Here is a 20,675-nt window from a genome sequence, read left to right as displayed (position 1 = left end):
CGCTGCTGAGTGCCAGATCAGGGCTGCCGAGAGCAGATGGGCGCTCTCACTCATCGTTGCGTCGGCTGCGACTGTGTCAGACGGTGTGTGGCGCCCTCTGTCCTCTCTGTGGGCCTTTTGGCGGCCGATCGCTTTCGGTTGTTGCTGCCGTTGTTTGGCGAACCGTTCGAGGCGTGTCCTCCGGGGGCGTTGGTTCCCCCTCTGGTTCTGATCCCGCTTTTGGTTCCAGGGCGCTGCGCCTTTTCCGAGTGTTCGTCGAGAAACGCCCGGCATGCTTCGAAGTCGGTTGTTACTGCTGATGGGCACTCAATTCCCTTCCCTTCAGCAAGAGCCCGAGCATAGCGCACCATCGCTTCGCTCGGTGAGCGGGATCCACCTCCGTGCGTCGGGTCTCCTGACCCGGATGTTCGTTGTGGTGCATGCTGATCGAGAAAGGCCCGGCAGATCGCGCTGTTGCTCTTCAAGCCCCGCGGCAGCGTCACCCCCTTCCGAGCAGCAAGCGAGGTCGCGAACGCGATCATCGCCTTCGTGGGCGGTCTCCCGCTCCCGGCAGCGGAAGTCATGCGCACACTGGTAGGATCAACATCGGCAGTCCTCGACTGTGCGATTGCTGCAATCAGCTCTGCGACACGGATGCGGGTTCGCTCCTGATAGGACGCCGCGCGCCGAAGAGCCTCGTCTCGTGTTGACGCCCGCCCGATCTCTGCCAGCTCCGCCTCGAACATTGCCCGCCCCACCGGATCGCCGTAAGTCGGGAAAACGCGTCGCACGGCTGCAACAAATGCAAGCCCGATTTCCGTCACCTGGATCGGGGGGTCCTTTCCCTTCAGGAGTTCGACGTAGCGGCTCTTCTCGAGCTTCGGCAGGATCGTGTCGCGTGTCGCGGCAGTCCCGAGACCTTTAGGCTCGTTCGGGTTCACGGGATTTTCGAGGGCAGCTTTCAGTGCAGGGTCTTCCACTTGGTCGATGAGGCGGCCCATGACGACCGGCAGTTCGCCGCGGGTGATCCGCCGTGGTGGCTCGGTCTGAGCCGTCTCGATCCTCGCGTCCGCTGCTTTGCCTGCCTCAAGATCCTGAATGAGCGGCATGCGCGCTGTGGTGGGCTCTTCATCCGACTTCGCCTTACCGGGAGCAGTGTCCACGTCCGTGTCCGCCTCCGCTCCATAGACGGCACGCCAGCCCGGGTCCTTGATGACGCTTCCACTGACCGCAAAACGCTTGGGACCAAGCGGCGTCGGGACCAGCGCGGACACAGTGGTGCGAGCATCAATGCCGTCCGGCAGGTGCGCAGCGAGAAAGCTTCGAGCGATCAGGCTCCAGAGGCGGAGGTGATCGCTCCCGACGCTTCTCTCCCCGGGAACCTTGCGCAACGGGACGATCGCATGGTGCTCGCCGGGATCCTTGACGTAGTGTCCCTTGCTGCCCTTGCGAAATACGAGCTGGCCTTCAGGTGGAACGAGACCTGCAAGATCCGGGAGGATCTCGACGAGGCTTCCGATGACCGCGCTGGCATCGCCGGTCTGGCTCTCGGGCAGGTGCTCGGATTCGGTGCGGGGATAGCTCAAGTATCCCTGATCGTAGAGATCCTGCGCGAGCTTTGCCGTGTGCTGGGGATCCCAGCCGAAGCGCTTGGCACAGCGCCGCGCGAGGGTGTCCTTCGAGAACAGTCGGGGTGGCGCCCTGCGCACATCCTTGTGCTCGACGGCAAGCGGTCCCGACCACGCTTCGGCGGCCTGCTGAATGGCCTCCGCGACCGACTTTTCAAAGATTTTGTCTTTCGGCGCGTGCCAGAGTGTGATCTCGGCGTCGCTCTCGGTCGTGATCGCCAGGGCAATCTTGTAGTAGTCCTGCGGGACAAAATCCCGGATGCGCTGTTCGAGATCAGCCAGGATGGCGAGCGTCGGCGTCTGCACGCCGCCGAAGCGCCATGGCTCCCGGAGTGCCGGCGGCCTGAGCCGAAGCGAGATGGCGCGGGTGCCGTTGAGACCCAGATGGTAGTCCTCATACTGTCGGCACAGGGCCTCGAGATAGGCCGCGTAATCACGCTCGCCGGAATTGGTCTCTTGGGCCATCACCGCGAAAGCACGTCGGATCGAGACCTCATCGAGCGCACCGAGTTTCAGGCGGTCCACGCGACCCCCATAGCGGAGATGTTCGAGCACCTCCCAAGCGATCATCGAGCCCTCGCGGCCCGGGTCGGTGGCAATGATGACCCGCTCTACGCCTTGGAGGGCCTGTTTGATCGCCTCGATCTTGGGCTTGTGCGACTGGCCTGAGCGGCTGGTGCCGTAAGTGACGGGAATGCGGTCGAGCAGGATCGGGAGTGTGTCGAAGCGCCAGGCCTTCCATTCCTCGCGCACTTCGCCGGGCTCCTCCGCCGTCAGAAGATGCCCCTCGGCCGACACGCAGACGGTGCTGGGGGATCTGAAGAACCGCTGCAGCTGCCGCATGGCCGACGGCTTCTCGAAGAAGAAAAGCGTTCGTGATCCCGATTGGCTGGCCATTGCCTCAGCGGATCGCTTCCAAAGTGCTGCTGCGCGGCGGGAGCCAGTCCCAAGATGCTGCCGGATGGAACATAATGGGAACATTAACCCTGGGGCGAGCCGCGGGTCAATAGAACGGCAGAGTGCTACACGACCGGGTTTTTGCTTCCTCTACGCTATGCTGGCCGGGGTCCAGGGTGCGCCGCTGATATGTCGCCAGCGCGGCCAGACTGCCCTAACCGCTCGTAGGCTCAGACAAGAGAGGCGGCTCGAGAGTGATCTGGTTCGGCTGATTCTCAGAGACGGCTGAACCGCCTCGGACCAAGAGAACCCTCTCGGCTTCAAGGAGTTGCTCGGCCCTCCTTGTGAACTCGCTGCCTGGGAGACCTGGTTCGATCGGACTCAGGTAAGAGACCGAGATCGCCCCTGCACATTTCAGGCCCCGGCCCGGCTCCCAAAATAGACCCGAGTTCAGGGCCACAGGGAGAACAACCGTATCGAGCTTTGTATAGAGGAGTTCGACTCCGCGTTTGAACTCGATCCGCGTGGTGGCCTGCTTTCGGGTCCCCTCAGGAAAAACGAGCACGGAACGGCCTTGGGCCAGTGCGGCCCGGCTTTCATCGATCATCTTCCGCACGGCTTTTGATCCGCTCTCCCGATCGATCAAGATCATCGGCGATTTGCGGAGGAACCACGAGAACACAGGGATCGTGAGCAGTTCCTGTTTCGCAACAATTGCCACATCAGGGAAAAGAACCAGGAATGCCAGAGTCTCCCAAGTCGATTGATGATTGGCGATGATCAGACAAGGCTCATCAGGGATATTGTGCTGACCTCGTTGGACATGGGTCAGTCCGACAATCCACTTGAGCTCGATGAGAACGCCGCGAGCCCACACCCGAGTCACTTGCCGAACTCTGCGCTCAGGCGATCCACACAACCACAGCACCGCCAGAGCAGGCGTGAATAGCCCGGTCCAGAGAGCCAGCAGAATTTCGAACAATGTTGAACGGGCGCGCTGCACTGCGTATTGCTTCTCTTCGGAGGAATTGTTGGCCGCATGCGGCCTGATCAGGCATGTCGCGCCCGAGCAAGTGCAGCAACCTGCTGGCGGCTCGTCACATCTCACCGGTCAGTTCAGAGAGATCGATCTGGGAGCCGTATGGGCCCTGATTGGGAGAACCTGCTGAACTTCTGCATCACGTTGCTGGTCTATGATTTCAGCGAATACCATCGTGTCGTCAGCGTTCATGACGCTGACCGGATAGATCTGGAACTCCCTGTTTCTCTCGACGACAATCGCATCACGATGAAACCGCAACAGGCAATTGGTTTGACGCATCAGCCACTCCGGCACTCGATCGCCAGCTTCAAACGTCCAGGTCTTCTCGGGCATTACCAACCTTTGCTCGGCTGAGTTCATCCGGCCGGGATACCAGTTACCGGCGGCGAAACTGCGGGCGACGCACCGGACGGGGACCTCCGGATCCGCTATCCTTGTGACGGAAGATAAGCCTGCCCTTGTCGAGATCATAAGGCGACATCTCGACGGTCACGCGATCACCCGCGAGCGTCTTGATGCGGTTCTTCTTCATCTTTCCTGCGGTGTAGGCAACGATCTCGTGGCCGCTCTCCAGCCTCACGCGATAGCGAGCATCCGGCAGGATTTCGCTGACCTCACCCTCGAACGTGATTAATTCTTCCTTGGCCATTGCAAGTGCTCCATGTTGAAAAAAACAAAAAGCCGCTCGGAGGGCGGCTTTGCCAAGCGGCGTGGCGCACCACACCGCTTGCGTGTGATCGAAGTCAGGCCGTCTGGATGTTGTTGACGGCGACCTTGCCTGTGCGGCGGTCTTCCTGGGTATCGAAAGCGACCTTCTGGCCCTCGACGAGGCCACGCAGGCCGGCGCGCTCGAGCGCCGTCGCGTGGACGAACACGTCCTTGCTGCCATTATCAGGCTGGATGAAGCCGAAGCCTCTTTGATCGTTGTAGAATTTCACGGTGCCCGTATTCATGGGAGTATCCTTGGCTATGCATGACTGCACGTGAGCTCACGGTGTGCGAATGCACGACCTCAAACTCGGGTTTGTCGATGTTTGGGAAGAGCGTCTGAACGTGCGCCCGGCATGCCAAGGCGTAACGGCCCAATTGTCCGGCCAAAAGTCGATAAATGCTATGTAGCGATCCAATGGGGCGAATACAAGGCGCCATCGCTCCCAGCCCAGAGGAGCACCAAGGAAGCGCCGGCACATGTACGGCCCTCGATACCGAAAGCGCAGTGCTCATCCATCCCGCTGCCTTGGGGCTTGTCCCGAAATTGCTGTTTCGATGAGGAGGTTCTCGGCGAGATGGCATATTTCCATTCCCCGGGAAAATCGTGACGGGTGAGATGGACACCGACCATAACGCGCTCCGAGACGATGAGGCCGGCCGGATAGAGGCTGGCGTCGGGTGCACAATGCACCGTCGGACCGATTTCGGTAGCGCTCGCGGCGATCATCCGCGCGATCACCTGATGGCTGATCAGCGGCCTGTCACTCGAGCTGCCGGTGGCGAGCCCGAACAGGCAGTACTCGATCCTGTTCCGCTTTGAGGCGCTGGACAGCAGATGGCAGACGCTGGCCGGCCATCAGGTGATCGACCAACCTTTGCAGATCCAGCTTCCAAAGGCGCGCCCGCGACCCGTTCGAGCCATCGCTGTCAGCAGGGGTGGATCCCGTGTGGTCAGCGGCTTGCCGGCCCACTTGGGTGCCGGATCCGCCCGATGGTGCCGCGCGCCAGACCAATCGCGCGCCTCACCGCTTGGTTCTGTCATGGTTAGCGCCGCCGACGCCTCGACTGCCATGGGCGAGAGCGGGGCCGCCCTCGTCGAGAACCGGAACGAGCACCGCAAAACGCTGCCGAATGGCCCGCGTCGCCATCTTCCGGACGGGCTACAGGCCGCGCGCCACCCCGGAATTCCCAAGATTCGGAATACAACTTGCCGCAGGCTCACTCCTCCGCGGACAATGCCCAAGCATGGATTCACACCTTCCGTTTGCCCCTGGCATCACGCCGGAAGTCGGCTAAAAGGGCCCGTCCCACCATCCCAACCGGCGCCCAGACCGGACCAGAGATCCAGAAGATGCTTCGTCGTTCCTTCATAGCCGCTGCATGCGGCGCGCTTGCAATTGGCCTCGCTGCGGGCGAGGCAGCCGCCCAGTCCAAGCCCGTGACGATCCGCTTGGGCCACGTGCTGTCGGACAGCCATAGCTGGCATGTCGCAGCCAAAGGCTTTGCCGAGCAGGTTGCGCGCGAGACGCAGGGACGCGTCAACATCCAGGTCTTTTCCGGAGGTCAGCTCGGCAGCGAACGCGAGGTGGTCGAGGGGCTTCAGATCGGCACCGTTCAGGCCGGCGTGATCGGAAGCGGCTCGTTCCAGCCGATCGAGCCCAAGATGGGCATCGTCGAGCTCCCCTATGCCTGGCCGACTCGCGAGAAGGCCTTCGCGGCCTTCGACGGCGAGCTCGGTGCGGCGCTCGACAAGCTTCTCCTCTCCAAGAACATCGTCGTCCTGAGCTGGTGGGAGAACGGCTATCGCCACGTCACCAACAACAAGCAGCCGATCAATAAGCCCGAGGACCTGAAGGGGCTGAAGATCCGGGTGACGCCCGACAAGGTCCGCCTCGACACCTTCGTGGCGCTCGGAGCAGAGCCCGCGCCGCTGGCCTTCGGCGAACTCTATTCGGCCCTGCAGCAGGGCGTGTTCGACGCCCAGGAGAACCCGCTCTCGATCATCTACGGCTCGTCCTTCTTCGAGGTCCAGAAATACCTGTCGCTGACGGGCCACGTCTGGGGCGCGGCCTGTCTGGTCGTGTCTCAATCCGTGTGGAACCGCATCGGACCGGACGACCAGAAGATCGTCCGGGCAGCCGCCGCAAAGTGGCGTGACGAGCAGCGCCGCATGATCACGGAATCGGACGCCGACTTCATCCAGAAGCTCGAGGGCAAGGGCATGGCAATCAACAAGGTCGATACGGCGCCCTTCGTGGCCGCGGTCCAGCCGGTGTGGAAGAGCCAGGAGGCAGTCTACGGGCCCGAGCTCATGTCTCTCCTGAACAAGTATCGCCAGTGATGCCCGGGCAGCGCCAGGCCGAGGTTGTCCATCTCGACAACGTTCCGGTCGAAAAACTCTTCGACTTCCAGCGGCAGGTGATCTTCTCACCGGCCGCACGGGGCGAGGGCTTCATCAAGTTCGCGGTCGTGCGCGGCAAGAAGGGAGCCATGAGTCTCCCTCACACGCACCCGCGCGACGAGGTCACGCTCACTCTCGAGGGCGAGGCCGAACTTCGGGTCGGGGATCAACGCTACCGTCTGGTTCCTGGAACGGCCGTTCGCATCCCGCCTGGGACCGATCACATCGTCGAGGTGTTGTCCGAGGAATGGGTCGTGGTCTCGGCCTATTGCGACGAGTGCATGCTCTGCGTGGCTGGAGGTGGAGATGGCCGAGCCGGAACCGGGGCATGAATTCACGCGGCTCGAACGCCTGATCGAGCAGACGACGCTGGCGATCGGCTCGATCGGCGTCGCCTTGTTCTCCGCAACGGTCATCTACACCGTTGCGATGCGTTTTCTGCTCCATCGGACACCACCCTGGGCAGAAGAGGTGCCGCGCCTTCTGCTCATCTGGGTCACGTTCCTCGGCGTCGTCGTCTCGACGGTCCGCCGCTCGCATCTTTCGGCGGGCCTCCTGCCCCTGATCGTCCGCCATGAGCGCGCCCGATCGGTTATCTCGATGCTGGCGGACCTCTGCACGATCGGCTTCATGGCCGTCGTCGCCTGGACGGGTTGGGACCTGACGTCACGCACCTGGAATTCGCTGACGACCTCCCTGCAAATTCCCGTGGCGTGGATGTATCTCGCGCTGCCCGTCGGTGCTGCTCTCTCGTGCATCATCGCGCTGATCGCGCTTCCAAGACGCTAAGTATCCCCTACCGAAAGTTTCCGAGTCGTGATTCACAGCTGCCGCCGCGCTTCGCGGCACGCTTATTCCGGATGCTGATTCCGTGAATGGTCTCGTTCTTCTTCTCGGCCTGTTCACGGTCCTCGTCGTCATCGACGTCCCGATCGCGGTTGCGCTCGGTCTCGCATCCGCGGGCTATCTCTTCTTTTCCGATCTTGCGCCCATCATCCTCGTCGCCCAGCGCATGGTCGCCGGGATCGACTCGTTCACGTTGCTCGCGATCCCTCTGTTTCTGCTCGCCGGATTGCTTCTCCTGCATGGCGATCTGACGCCGCGGATCGTGCGGCTGTGCAGCGCGATCGTCGGGCGCACGACCGGCGGTCTGGCTCTCGTTACCGTAATGGGAGCGATGCTCTTCGGCGCCCTGTCGGGATCGGGCGTTGCAGACGTCGTCGCCATCGGTACGATGATGCTCCCGGCCATGCGCGAGCGCGGTTACGACCCGGGCTTTTCCTGTGCCCTGCTCGGCTGCGCCGGATCGCTCGGCACGGTCATTCCGCCGAGCATCGTGATGATCGTCTACGGGACGGCGACGAACACCTCGATCGGCCAGCTTTTCGTGGCCGGCATCGTGCCTGGCATCCTGACCGGACTCGGCCTCATGGTCGTGGCTTACATCATCGCCAGGAAGAATGACTGGCGCGGCGGCGAGGCATTCTCCTGGCGGGAGCTGAGACAGGCACTCGGCAGCGCCTGGCTCGCCCTTCTTGCGCCGGTGATCATCGTCGGGGGCATTCGCGGCGGCCTGTTCACACCGACCGAGGCGGCTGGCGTCGCCGTCGCCTACGCCTTGGTGGTTGGCGGCCTGATCTATCGCGCACTCAGCTTGAAGATCATCGTCGAGCAGCTCAAGCAGGCGACCGAGGCGACCGGCAGCATTCTGTTCGTTATCGCAACCGCCAGCCTCTTCGGCTGGATTCTCGCCGCCGAACAGGTGCCCCAGTACATGGTGGAGTTCATCGGCACTTTCACGGACAGCGCGACCGTCGCCCTTCTCCTGATGATGCTCATCCTGCTCCTCCTCGGCATGTTCATGGAGACAATCGCGATCATTCTCATCCTCGCGCCCGTCTTCGTTCCGATCATGCAGCATTACCGGATCGATCCGGTCTATTTCGGCATTCTGCTGACGCTCAATCTCGCCATCGGCGCCAACACGCCGCCCCTCGGCATCGACCTGATGGCAGCCTGTCGCGTGGGCCGGATTCCGATGTCGGATTCATTCGGTTACCTCACGGCGTTCCTTGCCGTGATGATCGCGGTCATGCTGCTCATCCTGTTCGTGCCGCAGGTCGCGCTCTTCCTGCCGCACCTGCTGTCGTGAGAGGCGCTCAGGACGGATCGCACGCCTGCAGTGAGGTGCTCCGTCATGGCGAGCAGAGCGAAGCCATCCAGGAGCGAATCGGACGACGGGTAGATTGCTTCGCCTGCGGCTCGCAAAGACGGTGAGGCGCTGGAACGGGCAGTGCATCACGCCTGCGGCTCGCAAGGACGGCAGTGGGTCCGTTCGCCCTCGGGCGTGACTCGTCTCCCGAGTGGCACTGATCTCAGCCGGTCGGCTCAGCAGAACATCGAGGCCCGGCGCTTAGTAGATCATCTCCGCACAGATGCCGTAGCGTGATCGCGGCCATCGCACTACACTCCCGACCGTCGGGTATGCCCCACAGGCAAGATCCGATCACGGCAAGGGAGGAACTCGTGGCAAAGCCGATCGTCTATGGACCGAGCCTCAGCACCTATACGCGAACCGTTCGCCTCGTGCTGGAGGAGAAGGGCGTCGATTACGAGTTGAAGCCCGTCAACATCATGGCCGGCGAGGCGCAGGGGGCGGAACACACCAGGCGCCATCCTTTCGGCAAGGTGCCTGCCTTCGAGCATGACGGGTTTTCGCTCTACGAAACCATCGCGATCTCCCGCTACATCGATCGCGTGTTTTCGGGCCCGTCCCTGCAACCGTCCGACGCCAAGCAGGCAGCCCGCATGGATCAGATCATCGCGGTGATCGATTCCTACGCCTATGGATCCATCATCAGGCAACTCGTCTGGCAGCGCCTCGTCGTGCCGATGCAGGGCGGCCAGGGCGACGAGACGATCGTGCAAGCCTCGATGAGCATGGTGCAACTATGCCTGTCGGAATTCGAGCGCCTGAAGGGCTCGAACCCATTTCTCGCCGGACAGGACATCAGCCTCGCGGATTGCTTCCTGGCTCCGATCTTCGCTTATCTCGTCCTGGCGCCCGATGCCGAAGGTTTGCTCGCATCTACACCGGGCCTCCGCCAATGGTGGGAGGCGATGAGTCAGCGCCCCTCCATGCAGAAGACACCGCCTCAGTTCGGATAACGGCAGACAGACCGATGCCTCGTAAGAGAGATGATGTGCGGCTTTACGCACACCATCTCTCCCGCGAGAGCGGTTTTCCTGCGAAGGCTATATGCCTCAAGCAACCCCCACCCGCATCGGGATCTCGATGTCGACCCCGAGCGTCGAGACCGAGGCACCGCGGTCCATCTTGATCTGGATGTTGTCCTGCTCGACCGCCAGGTGCTTGGCGATCACGGCGAGGATCTCCTCCCGGAGGAGGGCAACCAGGTCGGATTCACCGCTGCCCGCCGTGCGCTCGTGCGCGAGCAGGATCTGGAGGCGCTCGCGAGCCACCGGGGCTGATTCCCTCCGGCCAAAGAAGCTCCAAAGTTTCATGCGGCCCTCCGTCCGAACAGCTTGCCCAGGAAACCTCGACCCGTATTCGTCGTGACGGTCTCGCCTCGGAGGCGCCGAGCGGCCTCCTCATAGGCCTGGGCCGGTGCGCTGCCGGGGCTTCCGAGGGTGACCGGGGTCCCGAGATTCGAAGCGCGCAGCACCTCCCGGCTCTCCGGCACGACGCCGAGAAGCGGAATAGACAGGATGTCCAGCACGTCCTCGACCTTGAGCATCTCGCCGCGCTCGGCCCGCGAGCCATCGTAGCGCGTGAGGAGGAGATGCTTCTCGACGACCTCCCCTTTCTCGGCTCGCACCGTCTTGGAATCGAGCACGCCGACAATGCGGTCGGAGTCGCGAACGGACGAAACTTCCGGGTTCGTCACGACGACCGCGACATCCGCGTGACGCATCGCGAGTTGCGCACCGCGCTCGATGCCGGCCGGGCTGTCGCAAATCACCCAGTCGAACTGCTCCCGCAACTCGCCGATGACCTTCGCGACTCCCTCCTCGGTCAGGCTGTCCTTGTCGCGGGTCTGCGAGGCGGGAAGCAGAAACAGCGTGTCGATGCGCTTGTCGCGGATCAGGGCCTGCGCCAGCTTGGCGTCGCCCTGAACGACATTGATCAGGTCGAAGACCACGCGGCGTTCCGCACCCATGATCAAATCGAGATTCCGGAGACCGACGTCGAAATCCACGACGGCGACTTTCTGCCCGTTCTGCGCCAGCGCAGCCCCGAGAGCGGCCGTCGACGTCGTCTTTCCGACGCCCCCCTTGCCGGATGTCACAACGAGAACCTTCCCCATGCGCGTCGTCCCTTGTCGAATGTCCATCGGATTCCGCCACAGTGGCGACACGGGGAGCCGGCATCACGGACACACCACCGCCAGGAGCAAGCGGTCTCGGTGAGGCCGAGGAGCCGGATCGGAAGTGGAGCCGACTGTAACGTCACGCTCGTTACGCAACGTCATCGTCTCCATTACGCCTCAACATGGTTACCATCGGGTTAATGCAAGGCCCGCAATAACTTCGGGACCCGACCTGCCCAGAGTGCATTGAAGATCGCAGCGGCCTTGCCGGGCTCCGTCCGGAAGTTCATGACGGCGCATCCCCACGACGTCGCTGCCGTCTCACGGGCCCCGAACGAGTCGCATGATGCAGGAGATTCGAGAAGAGGCGCCACGGCTGCTCGAAAGCGGCACACCCGCGTTTCGCCGCATGAACCTCGCGCTCTTCGCGGCGGGATTCGTGACCTTCGCTACGCTCTATTCGGTGCAGCCGCTGCTTCCAGTATTCTCGGAGGAGTTCCGGATCAGTGCCGCCGAAAGCAGCCTTGCGCTGTCGCTCACGACCGGGCTCCTCGCCTTCTCGATGCTGGTCGCCGGCTCGCTCTCGGATGCCTGGGGGCGCAAGCCGGTCATGGTGCTGTCCCTCATGTCCTCGGCCACTCTGACCATCGTCTCGGTCGCCATGCCGAGCTGGCAGGTTCCTGCTCGCCCGGGCTCTGATGGGAGTGACGCTCGGCGGGCTTCCGGCCGTCGCAATGACCTATGTCAGCGAGGAGGTGCATCCAAAGTCGATCGGCCTTGCGATGGGACTCTTCATCGGCGGCAATGCCATTGGCGGCATGGCCGGTCGTCTCGTCACCGGATTTCTGACGGATTTCGGGTCCTGGCGCTTCGCCCTGAGTTGCCTCGGCGCGCTCGGGCTCGTCGCCGCCATTGCGGCGTGGCGCAGCCTCCCCTCGGCTGTGAATTTCCGGCCGCGACGCTCCAATCTGGCGAGCCAGCTGAGATCCTTCACGGATCACATCCGGGATCCGGGCCTCTGCGGCCTGTGCGCGGAATCCTTCCTGCTGATGGGCTCCTTCGTGACCGTCTACAATTACCTCGGCTATCGCCTTGCGGCCCCGCCCTACGGATTCAGCCAGACCGCCATCGGAGCGATCTTCGTCGTCTATCTCATCGGCACGGCCAGCTCGACCTGGGTCGGCGATCTGGCGGGACGACTGGGCCGCCGGAAAGTCCTTTGGGCGATGATCGTCATCATGCTGACCGGCGTCGCCGTCACGACCTTCAGCCAGATTATGATGATCCTGGCCGGGATTGCCATCGCGACTTTCGGCTTCTTCGGCGCCCACTCGGTCGCGAGCAGCTGGGTCGGCCGCCGCGCGCAGCGCGGCCGTGCCCAGGCCTCCGCCCTCTACCTGTTCTGCTATTACGCCGGATCGAGCATCGTCGGGTCCATCGGCGGATTGTTCTGGTCGTCGGCCGGCTGGTGGGGCGTTACGGGCCTCGTCTCCGCCCTGCTGCTCGCCGCACTCGCGGTTGCGCTCTGGCTCGCCACCCTTCCGCCTGCAGTTCAATCTGCGGAAGCCGCGTAGTCTCGCATCGACCTCGCAGGACGACCGGCTGCCTCCATCGGGAGGGCTGCAGGGCGATCGATGATGCAATTTGGGGCGACGTAGCCGGTCGCGTCGCGTTCAGGCGTTCAGTGCCTGGGTGACCTCGCGACGATACCGGATGTGATCCAGCTTGTCGGGATTGCGCACGATGTAGATGGCTGCGATGCGATCGTGTTCGATCGAGAGAGTCGTCGTCTGCAGAATCCCGAACTTCTCGATCGTCACGAAACCGGGCTCTCCGTTGAGCAGGCCCTGGTAGAGGAGTCGAGACGCGCCGCTCCCGCTCTTCCTGGCTATTCCGGCAAAGAACCGTGCAACCTTATCCTGGCCCTGGATGGGTTTGAGCGCCGCCGGTGCCTTTCCGCCCCCGTCCGTGTAGGACACGACATCCGCCGAGAGCAGCGACTTGAGCGCCTGCACATCGCCGCTGCGCGAGGCTGCATAGAAGGCGGTTGCGATCGCCATCCCTTTCTCCTTCGGCACTGCGAAACGTGGCCGCGCGGCACGGATATGAGCTCTCGCACGACTGGCGAGTTGTCGACAGGCGGCGGAATCGCGCCCGAGAATCTGCGCGATTTCGTCGAAGCCGGTTCCGAAGACGTCATGGAGAAGAAAGGCTGCCCTCTCCAATGGTGACAGTCTCTCTAGCGCCATCATGAGCGGCAGCGTGATGTCTTCCATCTTGTCGAAGGCGGGCTCCACGACAGGCTCGGGAAGCCACGGCCCGACATAACTTTCCCGTCGGACACGGGCCGAGTCGAGAAAGTCGAGGCACAGGCGCGTCACCGTTCGGGTAAGGAATGCCTGCGGATTGCGGACGACGGTTCGATCGGTCTGATGCCAGCGGATGAAGGCGTCCTGCACGATGTCTTCCGCATCCGCGACTGATCCGAGCATCCGGTAGGCAATGCGGATCAGTCGCGGCCTGAGAGAATCGAAGGACGCGATGGCATCGTCCTGTGTGACAGGCATCATGCAGCGGCGCGATTCGCTTTGACCGGATGCACCGCTCTAAAGCCGATCGCGATCCGGTTCCATGCATTGATGGCGGCGATCAGCAGAGTGAGCTTGACCTGCTCCTCATCGGTGAACTGCGCCTTCAGGGCCTCGTAGTCGCTGTCCGGAGCGTGCGTCTGGGAAACGAGCGTCAGCGCCTCTGTCCACCCGAGCGCCGCTCGTTCACGATCGGAGTAGAGCGGCGACTCGCGCCATGCGTCGAGCAGATACAGACGCTCTTCCGTCTCTCCGTTAGCCCGTGCATCCCGGGTGTGCATATGGATGCAAAAAGCGCAGCCGTTGATCTGCGAGGCGCGCGACTTCACGAGGTCGATGAGGCTATGCTCGAGACCGCTGTTCCTGACGCGGTTCTCGAAATCGATCATGGCCTGCATGAGCTCGGGCGCAGCGGTATTCGGATTCAGTCTCGGCTTCATCGTGGTCTCCCGAATGTGTGGTCCCGATGCCAAGACGGAACAGCCGATCGGAATGTGACATGGCGAGTGTCCGAAGCGAGGAACCCGTCGGCCGCGGTCGACTTGGGATTGCGGTGGTTCCCCTCATCCCCCTTGGGGCGACCTCATAAGGGGAGAGGCGAAGGCACAATTTGGGTTCGTTCTGCCAAATTGGGGCACCTCTCCCACAAGGGGCGGGCGATGGAGGCAGCGCAAAGCTCTCGGGAGAAAATCTCACAATACCATCAACAGGATAGCGCGGCGGTTCACCCCTCGCCCGGACGCTTCGCGTCCGACCTCTCCCGCCAGGGGGAGAGGTAAAGGGCAGCACTATATTTATAAGTATAGCGCAACCATCACGCCTCCGACAGCACCCGATCGATCTCGGCAAGGTCGTCCTGGCTCAGCTCCCATCCGGCCGCAGCGACATTCTGCTCGATCTGTTCCGGTCGGGTCGCGCCTGCGATGACGCTGGCGACCTGCGGACGGGCGAGCAACCACGAAAAGGCAAGTTCGAGCAGGCTGCGGTTGCGGGTCTCGCAGAGCGCTGTCAGCCGCTCCACCTTTCGCCAATTCCGCTCCGTCATGTAGCGGGATGCGAGGCGTTGCGTGTTCGCCAGCCGCGTGCCCTCCGGGAGCGGCGCATTGTGCTTGTATTTGCCGGTCAGGAGGCCGCTCGCCAGCGGGAAGTAGGGGATCACGCCGAGACCGTAAGCCTGGGCGGCCGGCACGAGTTCCCGTTCGATGTCGCGGACGAGCAGGCTGTATTCGTCCTGGCAGGACACGAAGGCATTGAGCCCGAGGGTCCGAGATGTCCATTGCGCTTCCACGACCTGCCAGGCCGGCAGATTGGAGCACCCGGTATAGCGGACCTTGCCCTGGTGGACGAGGTCGTCGAGCGCACGCAGCGTCTCTTCGATCGGCGTGTGCGGATCGGGCGTATGGAGCTGGTAGAGATCGATCCAGTCCGTCTTGAGACGCCGCAGGCTGTCCTCGACCGCCGACATGATGTAGCGGCGCGACGCTCCCTTGAGCTGGCGCTCCTCGCTCATCACCATGCCGAACTTCGTCGCGAGCACGATTTCCTTGCGGTGGTCGCCCAGGATCTCGCCGAGGATCGTCTCCGAGCCCCCGGCATCACCGTAGATGTCCGCGGTATCAAGGAAGGTGATCCCGAGATCGAGCGCCTTATGGACGACCCGGCGCGACGCCTCGAGATCGAGGCGCCCGCCGAAATTGTTGCAGCCAAGGCCGACAGTCGAAACGCGCAGGCCCGACTTCCCGAGATTTCGCAGCTGCATCTTGCACCTTTCAGCGATGGCGGTTGGAGGGAGGCTCGCACCGAACGGTCACCGCCCGCATCTAGCGGAGTCTCGTGGCAGAAACAGCCTCCCTTCCCGCGCCAGGAGCCCGGTGCGCCGAAACCACCCACGCGAGCGAAATCATGCTCGCGTGAGATGCGACCTCAGCGCTGCGCCGCCCGCACGCGCTCGCGATAGGCCGTATAGAGGCCGCTGCCGACGATGATGCCGGCACCGGCGATCGTCCAGGAATCCGGCAGCGATCCGAAAACCAAATAGCCGAGCACACCGACCCAGATCAGCTGCACGTAGGAATAGGGCGCGACCGTCGAGGCGCTCGCATGCTTGTAGGCGAGGATGACGAGCCAGTGCCCGGCCGTCGAGAGGACGCCGACGCTGAGTCCGAGCGCAAGCTCCTCGGCGGTCGGCGTCACCCAGACGAAGGGCATCGCCAAGCTGAGCACGACCGCGCCCACCAGCGCCGAATAGGCAAGCGTCGTCACGGTATGATCCCTGTTGCTCATCAGGCGGGTGACGATCGCGGCGCCGGCCCAGCAGGTGGCGCCGAGCAGCGGCAGAAGAGCAGCCGCTTCGAAAGCGCTGGTCCCGGGACGAATGATGATGAGAACGCCGATGAGCCCCACGAAGGCGGCCGTCCAACGTCGCCAGCCCACGACCTCGCCGAGGAACGGGATCGAGAGAGCGGTGATCAGGATCGGTGAAACGAAATTGATGGCGCTCGCATCCGCGATCGGCAGGAAGCGCAGACTAATCGTGAAGAGGAGGGCCGAGCCGACCATGCCGAGGCCGCGGAGCACCTGAAGCCCCGGCCTCTGCGAACGGAGGACCTTGCGGCCGCCATGCGCCAGAACGAGCGGCAGCACCAGCAGCAAAAAGGTGGCGTAGCGAATCCACGCAACCTCAACGGCCGGCACCGTTGCGGTGAGCGCCTTCGTGAACACGTCGGAACAGGCGAAGAACAGGGTGGACGCGACGATGAGGAGGATGCCGCGCAGCGGCCCCGAAAGAGCGGAATGCATCGCCGCGGCCCCCTGGGCGCGATCCCCGGGAACCCTCACTGTCAAAAACTGGCTGGTCATTTCGCTCTCGGAGAGAGCCGCGCACGCGGAACGGCGCAGCGGAAGGAAGATGAAGAACAGAAGCCCTTCTTAGCAGTTCCTGAGAAGCGCAAAGCTGTCACGGCTTCCATGCGCGTTGCGAATGTGTTCCAACGCACATGTTTACCGTTCGTTAGCACTACGCAGCCGGCCCCGAAGCAACGGCGCGGCTGCCGCCGAAACTCGCATTCGCGGCAAACTGGCACGACCTGTCCGAAGACAGCCCTTCGACGCCATCGGTCCGACTTCTGCCGTGCGAGCCGGAAAGGGAACCGGATGCGGTTCGTCCGGTTCACGTCGGGGGCTCAGGCATTGGGACGACCTCGATGGAACTTCGCGGCAAGGTTGCGCTCGTGACGGGCGCGGGATCGGGCATCGGCAAGGCGGCGGCGCTTCGCCTGGCAAAGGAAGGCGCACGCATCGGCGCCTTGAGCGACACCGAAGAGGAGATCCGGGAAACTTGCAGCGAGATCACGGCCGCAGGCGGCGAAGCCGTGCCGCTCGCGGCGGATGTCGGCGACGAGCGGCAGATGCAGAAGGCCGTGGAGGACTGCGTCGCGAAGTTCGGGCGGCTCGACATCGTCTTCGCCAATGCGGGCATCAACGGCGTCTGGGCGCCGATCGACGAGCTTCAGCCGCAGGAATGGGATCGGACGATCGACACCAACCTGCGCGGCACGTTCCTGACGCTTCACTACGCGGTTCCCCATCTCAGGAAATCAGGTGGCGGATCGGTCGTGATCACCGCGTCGATCAACGGCACGCGAACCTTCTCGAGCGCCGGCGCCACCGCCTATGCCTGTACCAAGGCCGCGCAGGTCGCGATGACGAAGATGCTCGCCCTCGAGCTCGCGCAGCACCACATCCGCGTGAACGTGATCTGCCCGGGCCGGATCAGCACGGAAATCAACGAGAACACGGAACAGCGAGACACGGAAAAGGCGGCCTTTCCGGCGGAATATCCCGCCGGCAAGATCCCGCTGACCGGCGACACGGCAGGAACGAGCGACGAGGTCGCGGAGCTCGTGCTGTTCCTCGTCTCCGATCGCGCGCGGCACATCACGGGCACACCTGTCTGGATCGATGGCGGGCAATCGCTCCTGATCTGACGCGCCCGCACGGTGGTTCGGCGACCCGAACCGTGGAGCCGAAGGCATGGATCTGTCCTATGCGCAGCGCTTGGAGGATTATCATCTCGCCTGCGCCTTCGCGGACCAGAGGCAAGGATTCTATGTCGATATCGGAGCCGGCCACCCGGTGGCGGACAATGTCTCCTTCTGGTTCTACCTCCAGGGCTGGAGAGGCCTCGTCGTAGAACCGCAGGAGCCTCTCCTTGCGCTCTATCGTCGTTTGAGGCCGCGCGACATCGCTTCGGGCAGCCTCATCGGCCGCGAGACCGGCGATGCTGCATTCCACATCGTCGAGGGGCTCCACGGGCTGTCATCGATGGTGGAGCGGAATGCTAGGCGGGCGGCTGCTTTCGGGGCTGCCTACAGCACCGTCCGGCGCCCCGTGACCACGCTTGCGGAGTTGTGCGCGCGACACGATGTGAACCGCATCGATTTCCTGAAGGTCGACGTCGAAGGAGCCGAGGCGGACGTCTTCGCGGGCGCAGACTGGTCGAGATGGCGGCCGCGCATCGTCGTCGGCGAAGTCGTCGCCCCGCACGGCGCAGCCGAGTCCTGGCGGGAATGGGATGCTATTCTCCGCGCACAGGACTACGTCTTCGCGCTCTTCGACGGCCTGAACCGCTTTTACGTGGCTGCCGAGGAAACGGAACTCGCGGCACGGCTGCCGCGAGCGCCCGTCCCTTGGGGCGCGACACGCCATCTCTACGAATTCGGGCGGGCCCACGAGAACTCCACCCATCCGGACCATGCGCTCGCGACGCGCCTCGTCCAGGGATTTCTCGCGACTTTTGCCGCAGGTCAGGACCCGTCCGCTGGTCACCGGATGCGGGACTTTCTGGCACGCCTCCCGACACTCGACGAGGAGCAATTCGTGTCGCTTCTTCAGGCGAGCGGACCCGCGGATGAAGGCATTCTTCACACGTATGTCCGAGACGATGCCTTCCGGGCTGCACTCGGGCGCATTGCTGCGCCGTTCGATGGCGGTCTGATGCTGGACGACGAGCCTACGGCGATGCGGGTGCGCACTCGGAGGGGCCCGGAGCCTGATTCCGCAGGCCCGACACGCGCGAACGTCAGAAGGAATCGTGCTTTGGAGCGGGCGTGCTGGCGATCTCGCGGAGGCGGTCAATGGCGCGGATCCGGAACCCGCCCTTCTCGAGGCTGAGCAGCCCCGTTTCCGCCCATTCCCGGAGCTGACGATTGGTGCTCTCGCGCGAGAGTCCGATGGTCTGTCCGAGCTCCTTCTGGGTCATCGTGATGCGTGGTTCCGGATGCTGCAGCACGCCCTGGACGGCTGCGAGCTTGAGGATCGACTTCGCGAGGCGATAGCGCGGATCCACGAAACTGATCTCTTCGACCTGCTGGCTCGTCTTCCGCAAGCGATCGCTCAACACCTTGAGAAGGCGGGCGCCGAGCATCGGCTCGCTGGCGAGCACCTGCATGAAGTCCCGACGGTCGATGACGAGCAGGGTCAGGTCGCGAAGCGCCCAGGCGTCGGCCGTCCGCTTCTCTCCATCAACGATCGCGATCTCGCCGAGGATTTCGCCCTCGCGGATGAGGTTCAGGACGACTTCCTTGCCCTCGTCGGAAAAGATGCTGATCTTGACGACCCCCTCCAGCACCAGCATCAGCGAGAGGCCGGGATCGCCCTTCTCGAAGATCCGATCTCCCTCCGGGAAGGAGGCAATACGGGCATGAGCCGCGAGGCGGTCGAGCACCGAGACCGGCAGTCCCTCGAAGAGTGGATGCGTCCCGAGTACGTCTCGTTTCTCCTGTCCCGATAGCTTCCCGACGGCCATAGTGTTTCAGAAAATTCCTCAAAGGCGAGATGCACCTTGCCAGACCGCAAGGGAGCCCGCCAGCCGGAAAAGCCCATCCTCGACAGGCTGAGGATCGAAACGGGCGCGCCTCGTGACGCCCGGCACATCCCTGCGGGGGCATCATCTTTTCAGCGGACTCTATACCGGGCTGCGCACGAACTTCAGCGCGATGCCATTGATGCAGTGGCGCAGTCCGGTCGGGGGTGGACCATCATCGAAGATGTGCCCCAGATGCCCGCCGCATCGCCGGCAATGCACTTCCGTTCGCCTCATGAAGAGGGAGTTGTCTTCCCGTGTTCCGACCGCGCCTTCGAGAGCAGCCCAGAAGCTCGGCCAGCCGGTCCCCGAGTCGAATTTCGCCCGCGAGGAATAGACCGGCAGGTCGCAGCCGGCACAGTGGAAAGTGCCGCGTCGCTTCTCGCGTACGAGCCGACTCGAGCCTGCCTGTTCGGTCTCCTTCTCCCGCAGCACGGCATACTGGACCGGCGTCAGGAGCCGCCGCCACTCGGCTTCGGTGCGAACGATCTCGAAAGCATCGTTCGAAGCTGCCACAGCTTCGAGGGTCCAGGCCATGCCGGCGAAGCACGAAGCCGTCCCGAGGAGAAGGTCACGCCTCGTCATCTCCACCCATCCTGCCAAGCGCTTCCAGGGACCGGTCCATCATTCGCCGGGCCAGCTTCGACGGTCGGAACGCAGAAGCGCAAGACCCTTCCATCGAAAAGGGCCCCGGATTGCTCCGGGGCCCCTGGTTCTATGGTGAGCTTGGCTGGGCTTAGAAGTCCATGCCGCCCATGCCGCCCATGCCGCCGCCCCCCGGCATGGCGGGCGGGGCCTCCTTCTTGGGCGCCTCGGCGACCATGGCTTCGGTGGTCACGAGCAGGCCCGCCACCGAGGCGGCATCCTGGAGCGCGGTGCGCACCACCTTGGCGGGATCCACGATGCCGGCCTGCAGCATGTCGACATACTGCTCGGTCTGCGCATCAAAGCCGAAGCTTTCCGAGTTGTTGCTGTTGATCTTGCCGACCACGATCGAGCCCTCGACACCCGCGTTCTCCGCAATCTGCCGGATCGGGGCTTCCAAGGCGCGGGTGACGATGTTGATGCCGGCCTGCACGTCGGGGTTGTCGTTCTTGAGTTTGGCGGCCGCCGCCTTGGCGCGCAGAAGCACCACGCCGCCGCCCGGCACGATTCCTTCCTGGACAGCCGCCCTGGTCGCATGGACGGCATCATCGACGCGGTCTTTCTTTTCCTTGACCTCGACCTCGGTGGCG

22 protein-coding genes and 1 pseudogene are annotated in these 20,675 nt (G+C 63.5%); 9 read left to right on the top strand and 14 right to left on the bottom strand.

What is annotated here, in order from left to right; genetic code table 11:
• Window positions 1-50: 50 nt before the first annotated feature.
• A complete protein-coding gene (locus BN1233_RS13515) occupies window positions 51-2,450 on the bottom strand; it encodes a type IA DNA topoisomerase (RefSeq protein ID WP_244470897.1) in 2,400 nt (799 codons plus the stop codon).
• 268 nt (window positions 2,451-2,718) lie between these two features.
• Window positions 2,719-3,381: a lysophospholipid acyltransferase family protein gene (locus tag BN1233_RS13510; RefSeq protein ID WP_244470902.1), complete on the bottom strand. Its 663-nt coding sequence runs from the start codon at window positions 3,379-3,381 to the stop codon at window positions 2,719-2,721.
• Window positions 3,382-3,645: 264 nt separating this feature from the next.
• Between BN1233_RS13510 and BN1233_RS46870 the strand changes: the two genes are divergently transcribed.
• Window positions 3,646-3,900, top strand: coding sequence for a hypothetical protein (locus BN1233_RS46870; protein ID WP_048709138.1), 255 nt, complete (start codon window positions 3,646-3,648; stop codon window positions 3,898-3,900).
• 22 nt (window positions 3,901-3,922) lie between these two features.
• Here the strand turns inward: BN1233_RS46870 and infA are convergent, their stop codons facing one another.
• The 3 genes from infA to BN1233_RS51070 form a co-directional block, all read right to left on the bottom strand.
• A complete protein-coding gene (gene infA, locus BN1233_RS13500; RefSeq protein ID WP_046864108.1) occupies window positions 3,923-4,195 on the bottom strand; it encodes a translation initiation factor IF-1 in 273 nt (90 codons plus the stop codon).
• 94 nt (window positions 4,196-4,289) lie between these two features.
• Entirely contained in the window at window positions 4,290-4,499 is a 210-nt protein-coding gene (locus tag BN1233_RS13495; protein WP_046864107.1) for a cold-shock protein, read from the bottom strand.
• A 158-nt stretch (window positions 4,500-4,657) separates the two neighbouring features.
• Window positions 4,658-5,092, bottom strand: a complete 435-nt coding sequence (locus BN1233_RS51070; RefSeq protein WP_082145445.1) for an ISAzo13-like element transposase-related protein — start codon at window positions 5,090-5,092, stop codon at window positions 4,658-4,660.
• Window positions 5,093-5,608: 516 nt separating this feature from the next.
• Between BN1233_RS51070 and BN1233_RS13485 the strand changes: the two genes are divergently transcribed.
• From BN1233_RS13485 to BN1233_RS13465, 5 genes are all read left to right on the top strand, one after another.
• A complete protein-coding gene (locus tag BN1233_RS13485; protein ID WP_046864105.1) occupies window positions 5,609-6,598 on the top strand; it encodes a TRAP transporter substrate-binding protein in 990 nt (329 codons plus the stop codon).
• Window positions 6,598-6,990, top strand: a complete 393-nt coding sequence (locus BN1233_RS13480; protein ID WP_046864104.1) for a cupin domain-containing protein — start codon at window positions 6,598-6,600, stop codon at window positions 6,988-6,990. The genes BN1233_RS13485 and BN1233_RS13480 overlap by 1 nt, the downstream gene beginning before the upstream one ends.
• Complete coding sequence (locus BN1233_RS13475) at window positions 6,965-7,447, top strand: TRAP transporter small permease (protein ID WP_082145444.1); 483 nt, start codon at window positions 6,965-6,967, stop codon at window positions 7,445-7,447. The genes BN1233_RS13480 and BN1233_RS13475 overlap by 26 nt, the downstream gene beginning before the upstream one ends.
• 82 nt (window positions 7,448-7,529) lie before the next feature.
• Window positions 7,530-8,810 carry a TRAP transporter large permease gene (locus tag BN1233_RS13470; protein WP_046864103.1) on the top strand — a complete coding sequence of 427 codons (1,281 nt, stop codon included), beginning with the start codon at window positions 7,530-7,532 and terminating at the stop codon, window positions 8,808-8,810.
• A 374-nt stretch (window positions 8,811-9,184) separates the two neighbouring features.
• Window positions 9,185-9,826, top strand: a complete 642-nt coding sequence (locus BN1233_RS13465) for a glutathione S-transferase family protein (protein ID WP_048709135.1) — start codon at window positions 9,185-9,187, stop codon at window positions 9,824-9,826.
• 96 nt (window positions 9,827-9,922) lie between these two features.
• On the opposite strand, the gene minE is transcribed toward BN1233_RS13465, so the two are convergent.
• Window positions 9,923-10,183 carry a cell division topological specificity factor MinE gene (minE, locus tag BN1233_RS13460; protein WP_046864101.1) on the bottom strand — a complete coding sequence of 87 codons (261 nt, stop codon included), beginning with the start codon at window positions 10,181-10,183 and terminating at the stop codon, window positions 9,923-9,925.
• Window positions 10,180-10,986: a septum site-determining protein MinD gene (gene minD / locus BN1233_RS13455; RefSeq protein WP_046864100.1), complete on the bottom strand. Its 807-nt coding sequence runs from the start codon at window positions 10,984-10,986 to the stop codon at window positions 10,180-10,182. Before minD ends, minE begins: the two co-directional genes overlap by 4 nt.
• A 349-nt stretch (window positions 10,987-11,335) precedes the next feature.
• Between minD and BN1233_RS13450 the strand changes: the two are divergent.
• A pseudogene (locus BN1233_RS13450) lies at window positions 11,336-12,563 on the top strand (MFS transporter).
• 99 nt (window positions 12,564-12,662) lie between these two features.
• Here the strand turns inward: BN1233_RS13450 and BN1233_RS13445 are convergent.
• The 4 genes from BN1233_RS13445 to BN1233_RS13430 form a co-directional block, all read right to left on the bottom strand.
• Entirely contained in the window at window positions 12,663-13,559 is an 897-nt protein-coding gene (locus BN1233_RS13445; RefSeq protein ID WP_046864099.1) for a sigma-70 family RNA polymerase sigma factor, read from the bottom strand.
• Complete coding sequence (locus tag BN1233_RS13440) at window positions 13,556-14,017, bottom strand: carboxymuconolactone decarboxylase family protein (RefSeq protein WP_046864098.1); 462 nt, start codon at window positions 14,015-14,017, stop codon at window positions 13,556-13,558. The genes BN1233_RS13445 and BN1233_RS13440 overlap by 4 nt, the downstream gene beginning before the upstream one ends.
• 374 nt (window positions 14,018-14,391) lie before the next feature.
• Window positions 14,392-15,336 (bottom strand): aldo/keto reductase, encoded by a 945-nt coding sequence (locus BN1233_RS13435; protein ID WP_046864097.1) that lies wholly within the window; start codon window positions 15,334-15,336, stop codon window positions 14,392-14,394.
• A 164-nt stretch (window positions 15,337-15,500) separates the two neighbouring features.
• Window positions 15,501-16,436, bottom strand: a complete 936-nt coding sequence (locus BN1233_RS13430; RefSeq protein ID WP_046864096.1) for a DMT family transporter — start codon at window positions 16,434-16,436, stop codon at window positions 15,501-15,503.
• A 344-nt stretch (window positions 16,437-16,780) separates the two neighbouring features.
• Between BN1233_RS13430 and BN1233_RS13425 the strand changes: the two genes are divergently transcribed.
• Both BN1233_RS13425 and BN1233_RS42870 read left to right on the top strand, forming a co-directional pair.
• Window positions 16,781-17,563 (top strand): SDR family oxidoreductase, encoded by a 783-nt coding sequence (locus BN1233_RS13425; RefSeq protein ID WP_046864095.1) that lies wholly within the window; start codon window positions 16,781-16,783, stop codon window positions 17,561-17,563.
• 46 nt (window positions 17,564-17,609) lie between these two features.
• A complete protein-coding gene (locus tag BN1233_RS42870) occupies window positions 17,610-18,749 on the top strand; it encodes an FkbM family methyltransferase (protein WP_048709133.1) in 1,140 nt (379 codons plus the stop codon).
• On the opposite strand, the gene BN1233_RS13415 is transcribed toward BN1233_RS42870, so the two are convergent.
• The 3 genes from BN1233_RS13415 to BN1233_RS13405 all read right to left on the bottom strand — a co-directional run.
• Window positions 18,658-19,383, bottom strand: a complete 726-nt coding sequence (locus BN1233_RS13415; protein WP_046864094.1) for a Crp/Fnr family transcriptional regulator — start codon at window positions 19,381-19,383, stop codon at window positions 18,658-18,660. The genes BN1233_RS42870 and BN1233_RS13415 overlap by 92 nt on opposite strands.
• A 159-nt stretch (window positions 19,384-19,542) precedes the next feature.
• The gene (msrB, locus tag BN1233_RS13410; protein ID WP_046864093.1) at window positions 19,543-20,025 is read right to left on the bottom strand and encodes a peptide-methionine (R)-S-oxide reductase MsrB; all 483 of its coding nucleotides are present in this window, start codon (window positions 20,023-20,025) and stop codon (window positions 19,543-19,545) included.
• Window positions 20,026-20,176: 151 nt separating this feature from the next.
• Window positions 20,177-20,675: TCP-1/cpn60 chaperonin family protein (locus BN1233_RS13405; protein WP_046864092.1), on the bottom strand; the 499-nt coding region annotated here is incomplete at its 5' end.

Source organism: Microvirga massiliensis (assembly GCF_001006805.1).
Taxonomy (GTDB): Bacteria; Pseudomonadota; Alphaproteobacteria; order Rhizobiales; family Beijerinckiaceae; genus Microvirga; species Microvirga massiliensis.
This window is presented reverse-complemented; position numbering and strand designations above follow the sequence as displayed.

What these genes read in the sequence shown, in the direction of transcription:
- BN1233_RS13515 (WP_244470897.1), bottom strand. Translation starts at nt 2,450, where the DNA reads ATGCGGCAGCTGCAGCGGTTCTTCAGATCCCCCAGCACCGTCTGCGTG.
- BN1233_RS46870 (WP_048709138.1), top strand. Translation starts at nt 3,646, where the DNA reads ATGGGCCCTGATTGGGAGAACCTGCTGAACTTCTGCATCACGTTGCTG.
- infA (WP_046864108.1), bottom strand. Translation starts at nt 4,195, where the DNA reads ATGGCCAAGGAAGAATTAATCACGTTCGAGGGTGAGGTCAGCGAAATC.
- BN1233_RS13495 (WP_046864107.1), bottom strand. Translation starts at nt 4,499, where the DNA reads ATGAATACGGGCACCGTGAAATTCTACAACGATCAAAGAGGCTTCGGC.
- BN1233_RS13485 (WP_046864105.1), top strand. Translation starts at nt 5,609, where the DNA reads ATGCTTCGTCGTTCCTTCATAGCCGCTGCATGCGGCGCGCTTGCAATT.
- BN1233_RS13480 (WP_046864104.1), top strand. Translation starts at nt 6,598, where the DNA reads ATGCCCGGGCAGCGCCAGGCCGAGGTTGTCCATCTCGACAACGTTCCG.
- BN1233_RS13475 (WP_082145444.1), top strand. Translation starts at nt 6,965, where the DNA reads ATGGCCGAGCCGGAACCGGGGCATGAATTCACGCGGCTCGAACGCCTG.
- minE (WP_046864101.1), bottom strand. Translation starts at nt 10,183, where the DNA reads ATGAAACTTTGGAGCTTCTTTGGCCGGAGGGAATCAGCCCCGGTGGCT.
- minD (WP_046864100.1), bottom strand. Translation starts at nt 10,986, where the DNA reads ATGGGGAAGGTTCTCGTTGTGACATCCGGCAAGGGGGGCGTCGGAAAG.
- BN1233_RS13445 (WP_046864099.1), bottom strand. Translation starts at nt 13,559, where the DNA reads ATGATGCCTGTCACACAGGACGATGCCATCGCGTCCTTCGATTCTCTC.
- BN1233_RS13440 (WP_046864098.1), bottom strand. Translation starts at nt 14,017, where the DNA reads ATGAAGCCGAGACTGAATCCGAATACCGCTGCGCCCGAGCTCATGCAG.
- BN1233_RS13435 (WP_046864097.1), bottom strand. Translation starts at nt 15,336, where the DNA reads ATGCAGCTGCGAAATCTCGGGAAGTCGGGCCTGCGCGTTTCGACTGTC.
- BN1233_RS13430 (WP_046864096.1), bottom strand. Translation starts at nt 16,436, where the DNA reads ATGACCAGCCAGTTTTTGACAGTGAGGGTTCCCGGGGATCGCGCCCAG.
- BN1233_RS13425 (WP_046864095.1), top strand. Translation starts at nt 16,781, where the DNA reads ATGGAACTTCGCGGCAAGGTTGCGCTCGTGACGGGCGCGGGATCGGGC.
- BN1233_RS42870 (WP_048709133.1), top strand. Translation starts at nt 17,610, where the DNA reads ATGGATCTGTCCTATGCGCAGCGCTTGGAGGATTATCATCTCGCCTGC.
- BN1233_RS13415 (WP_046864094.1), bottom strand. Translation starts at nt 19,383, where the DNA reads ATGGCCGTCGGGAAGCTATCGGGACAGGAGAAACGAGACGTACTCGGG.
- msrB (WP_046864093.1), bottom strand. Translation starts at nt 20,025, where the DNA reads ATGACGAGGCGTGACCTTCTCCTCGGGACGGCTTCGTGCTTCGCCGGC.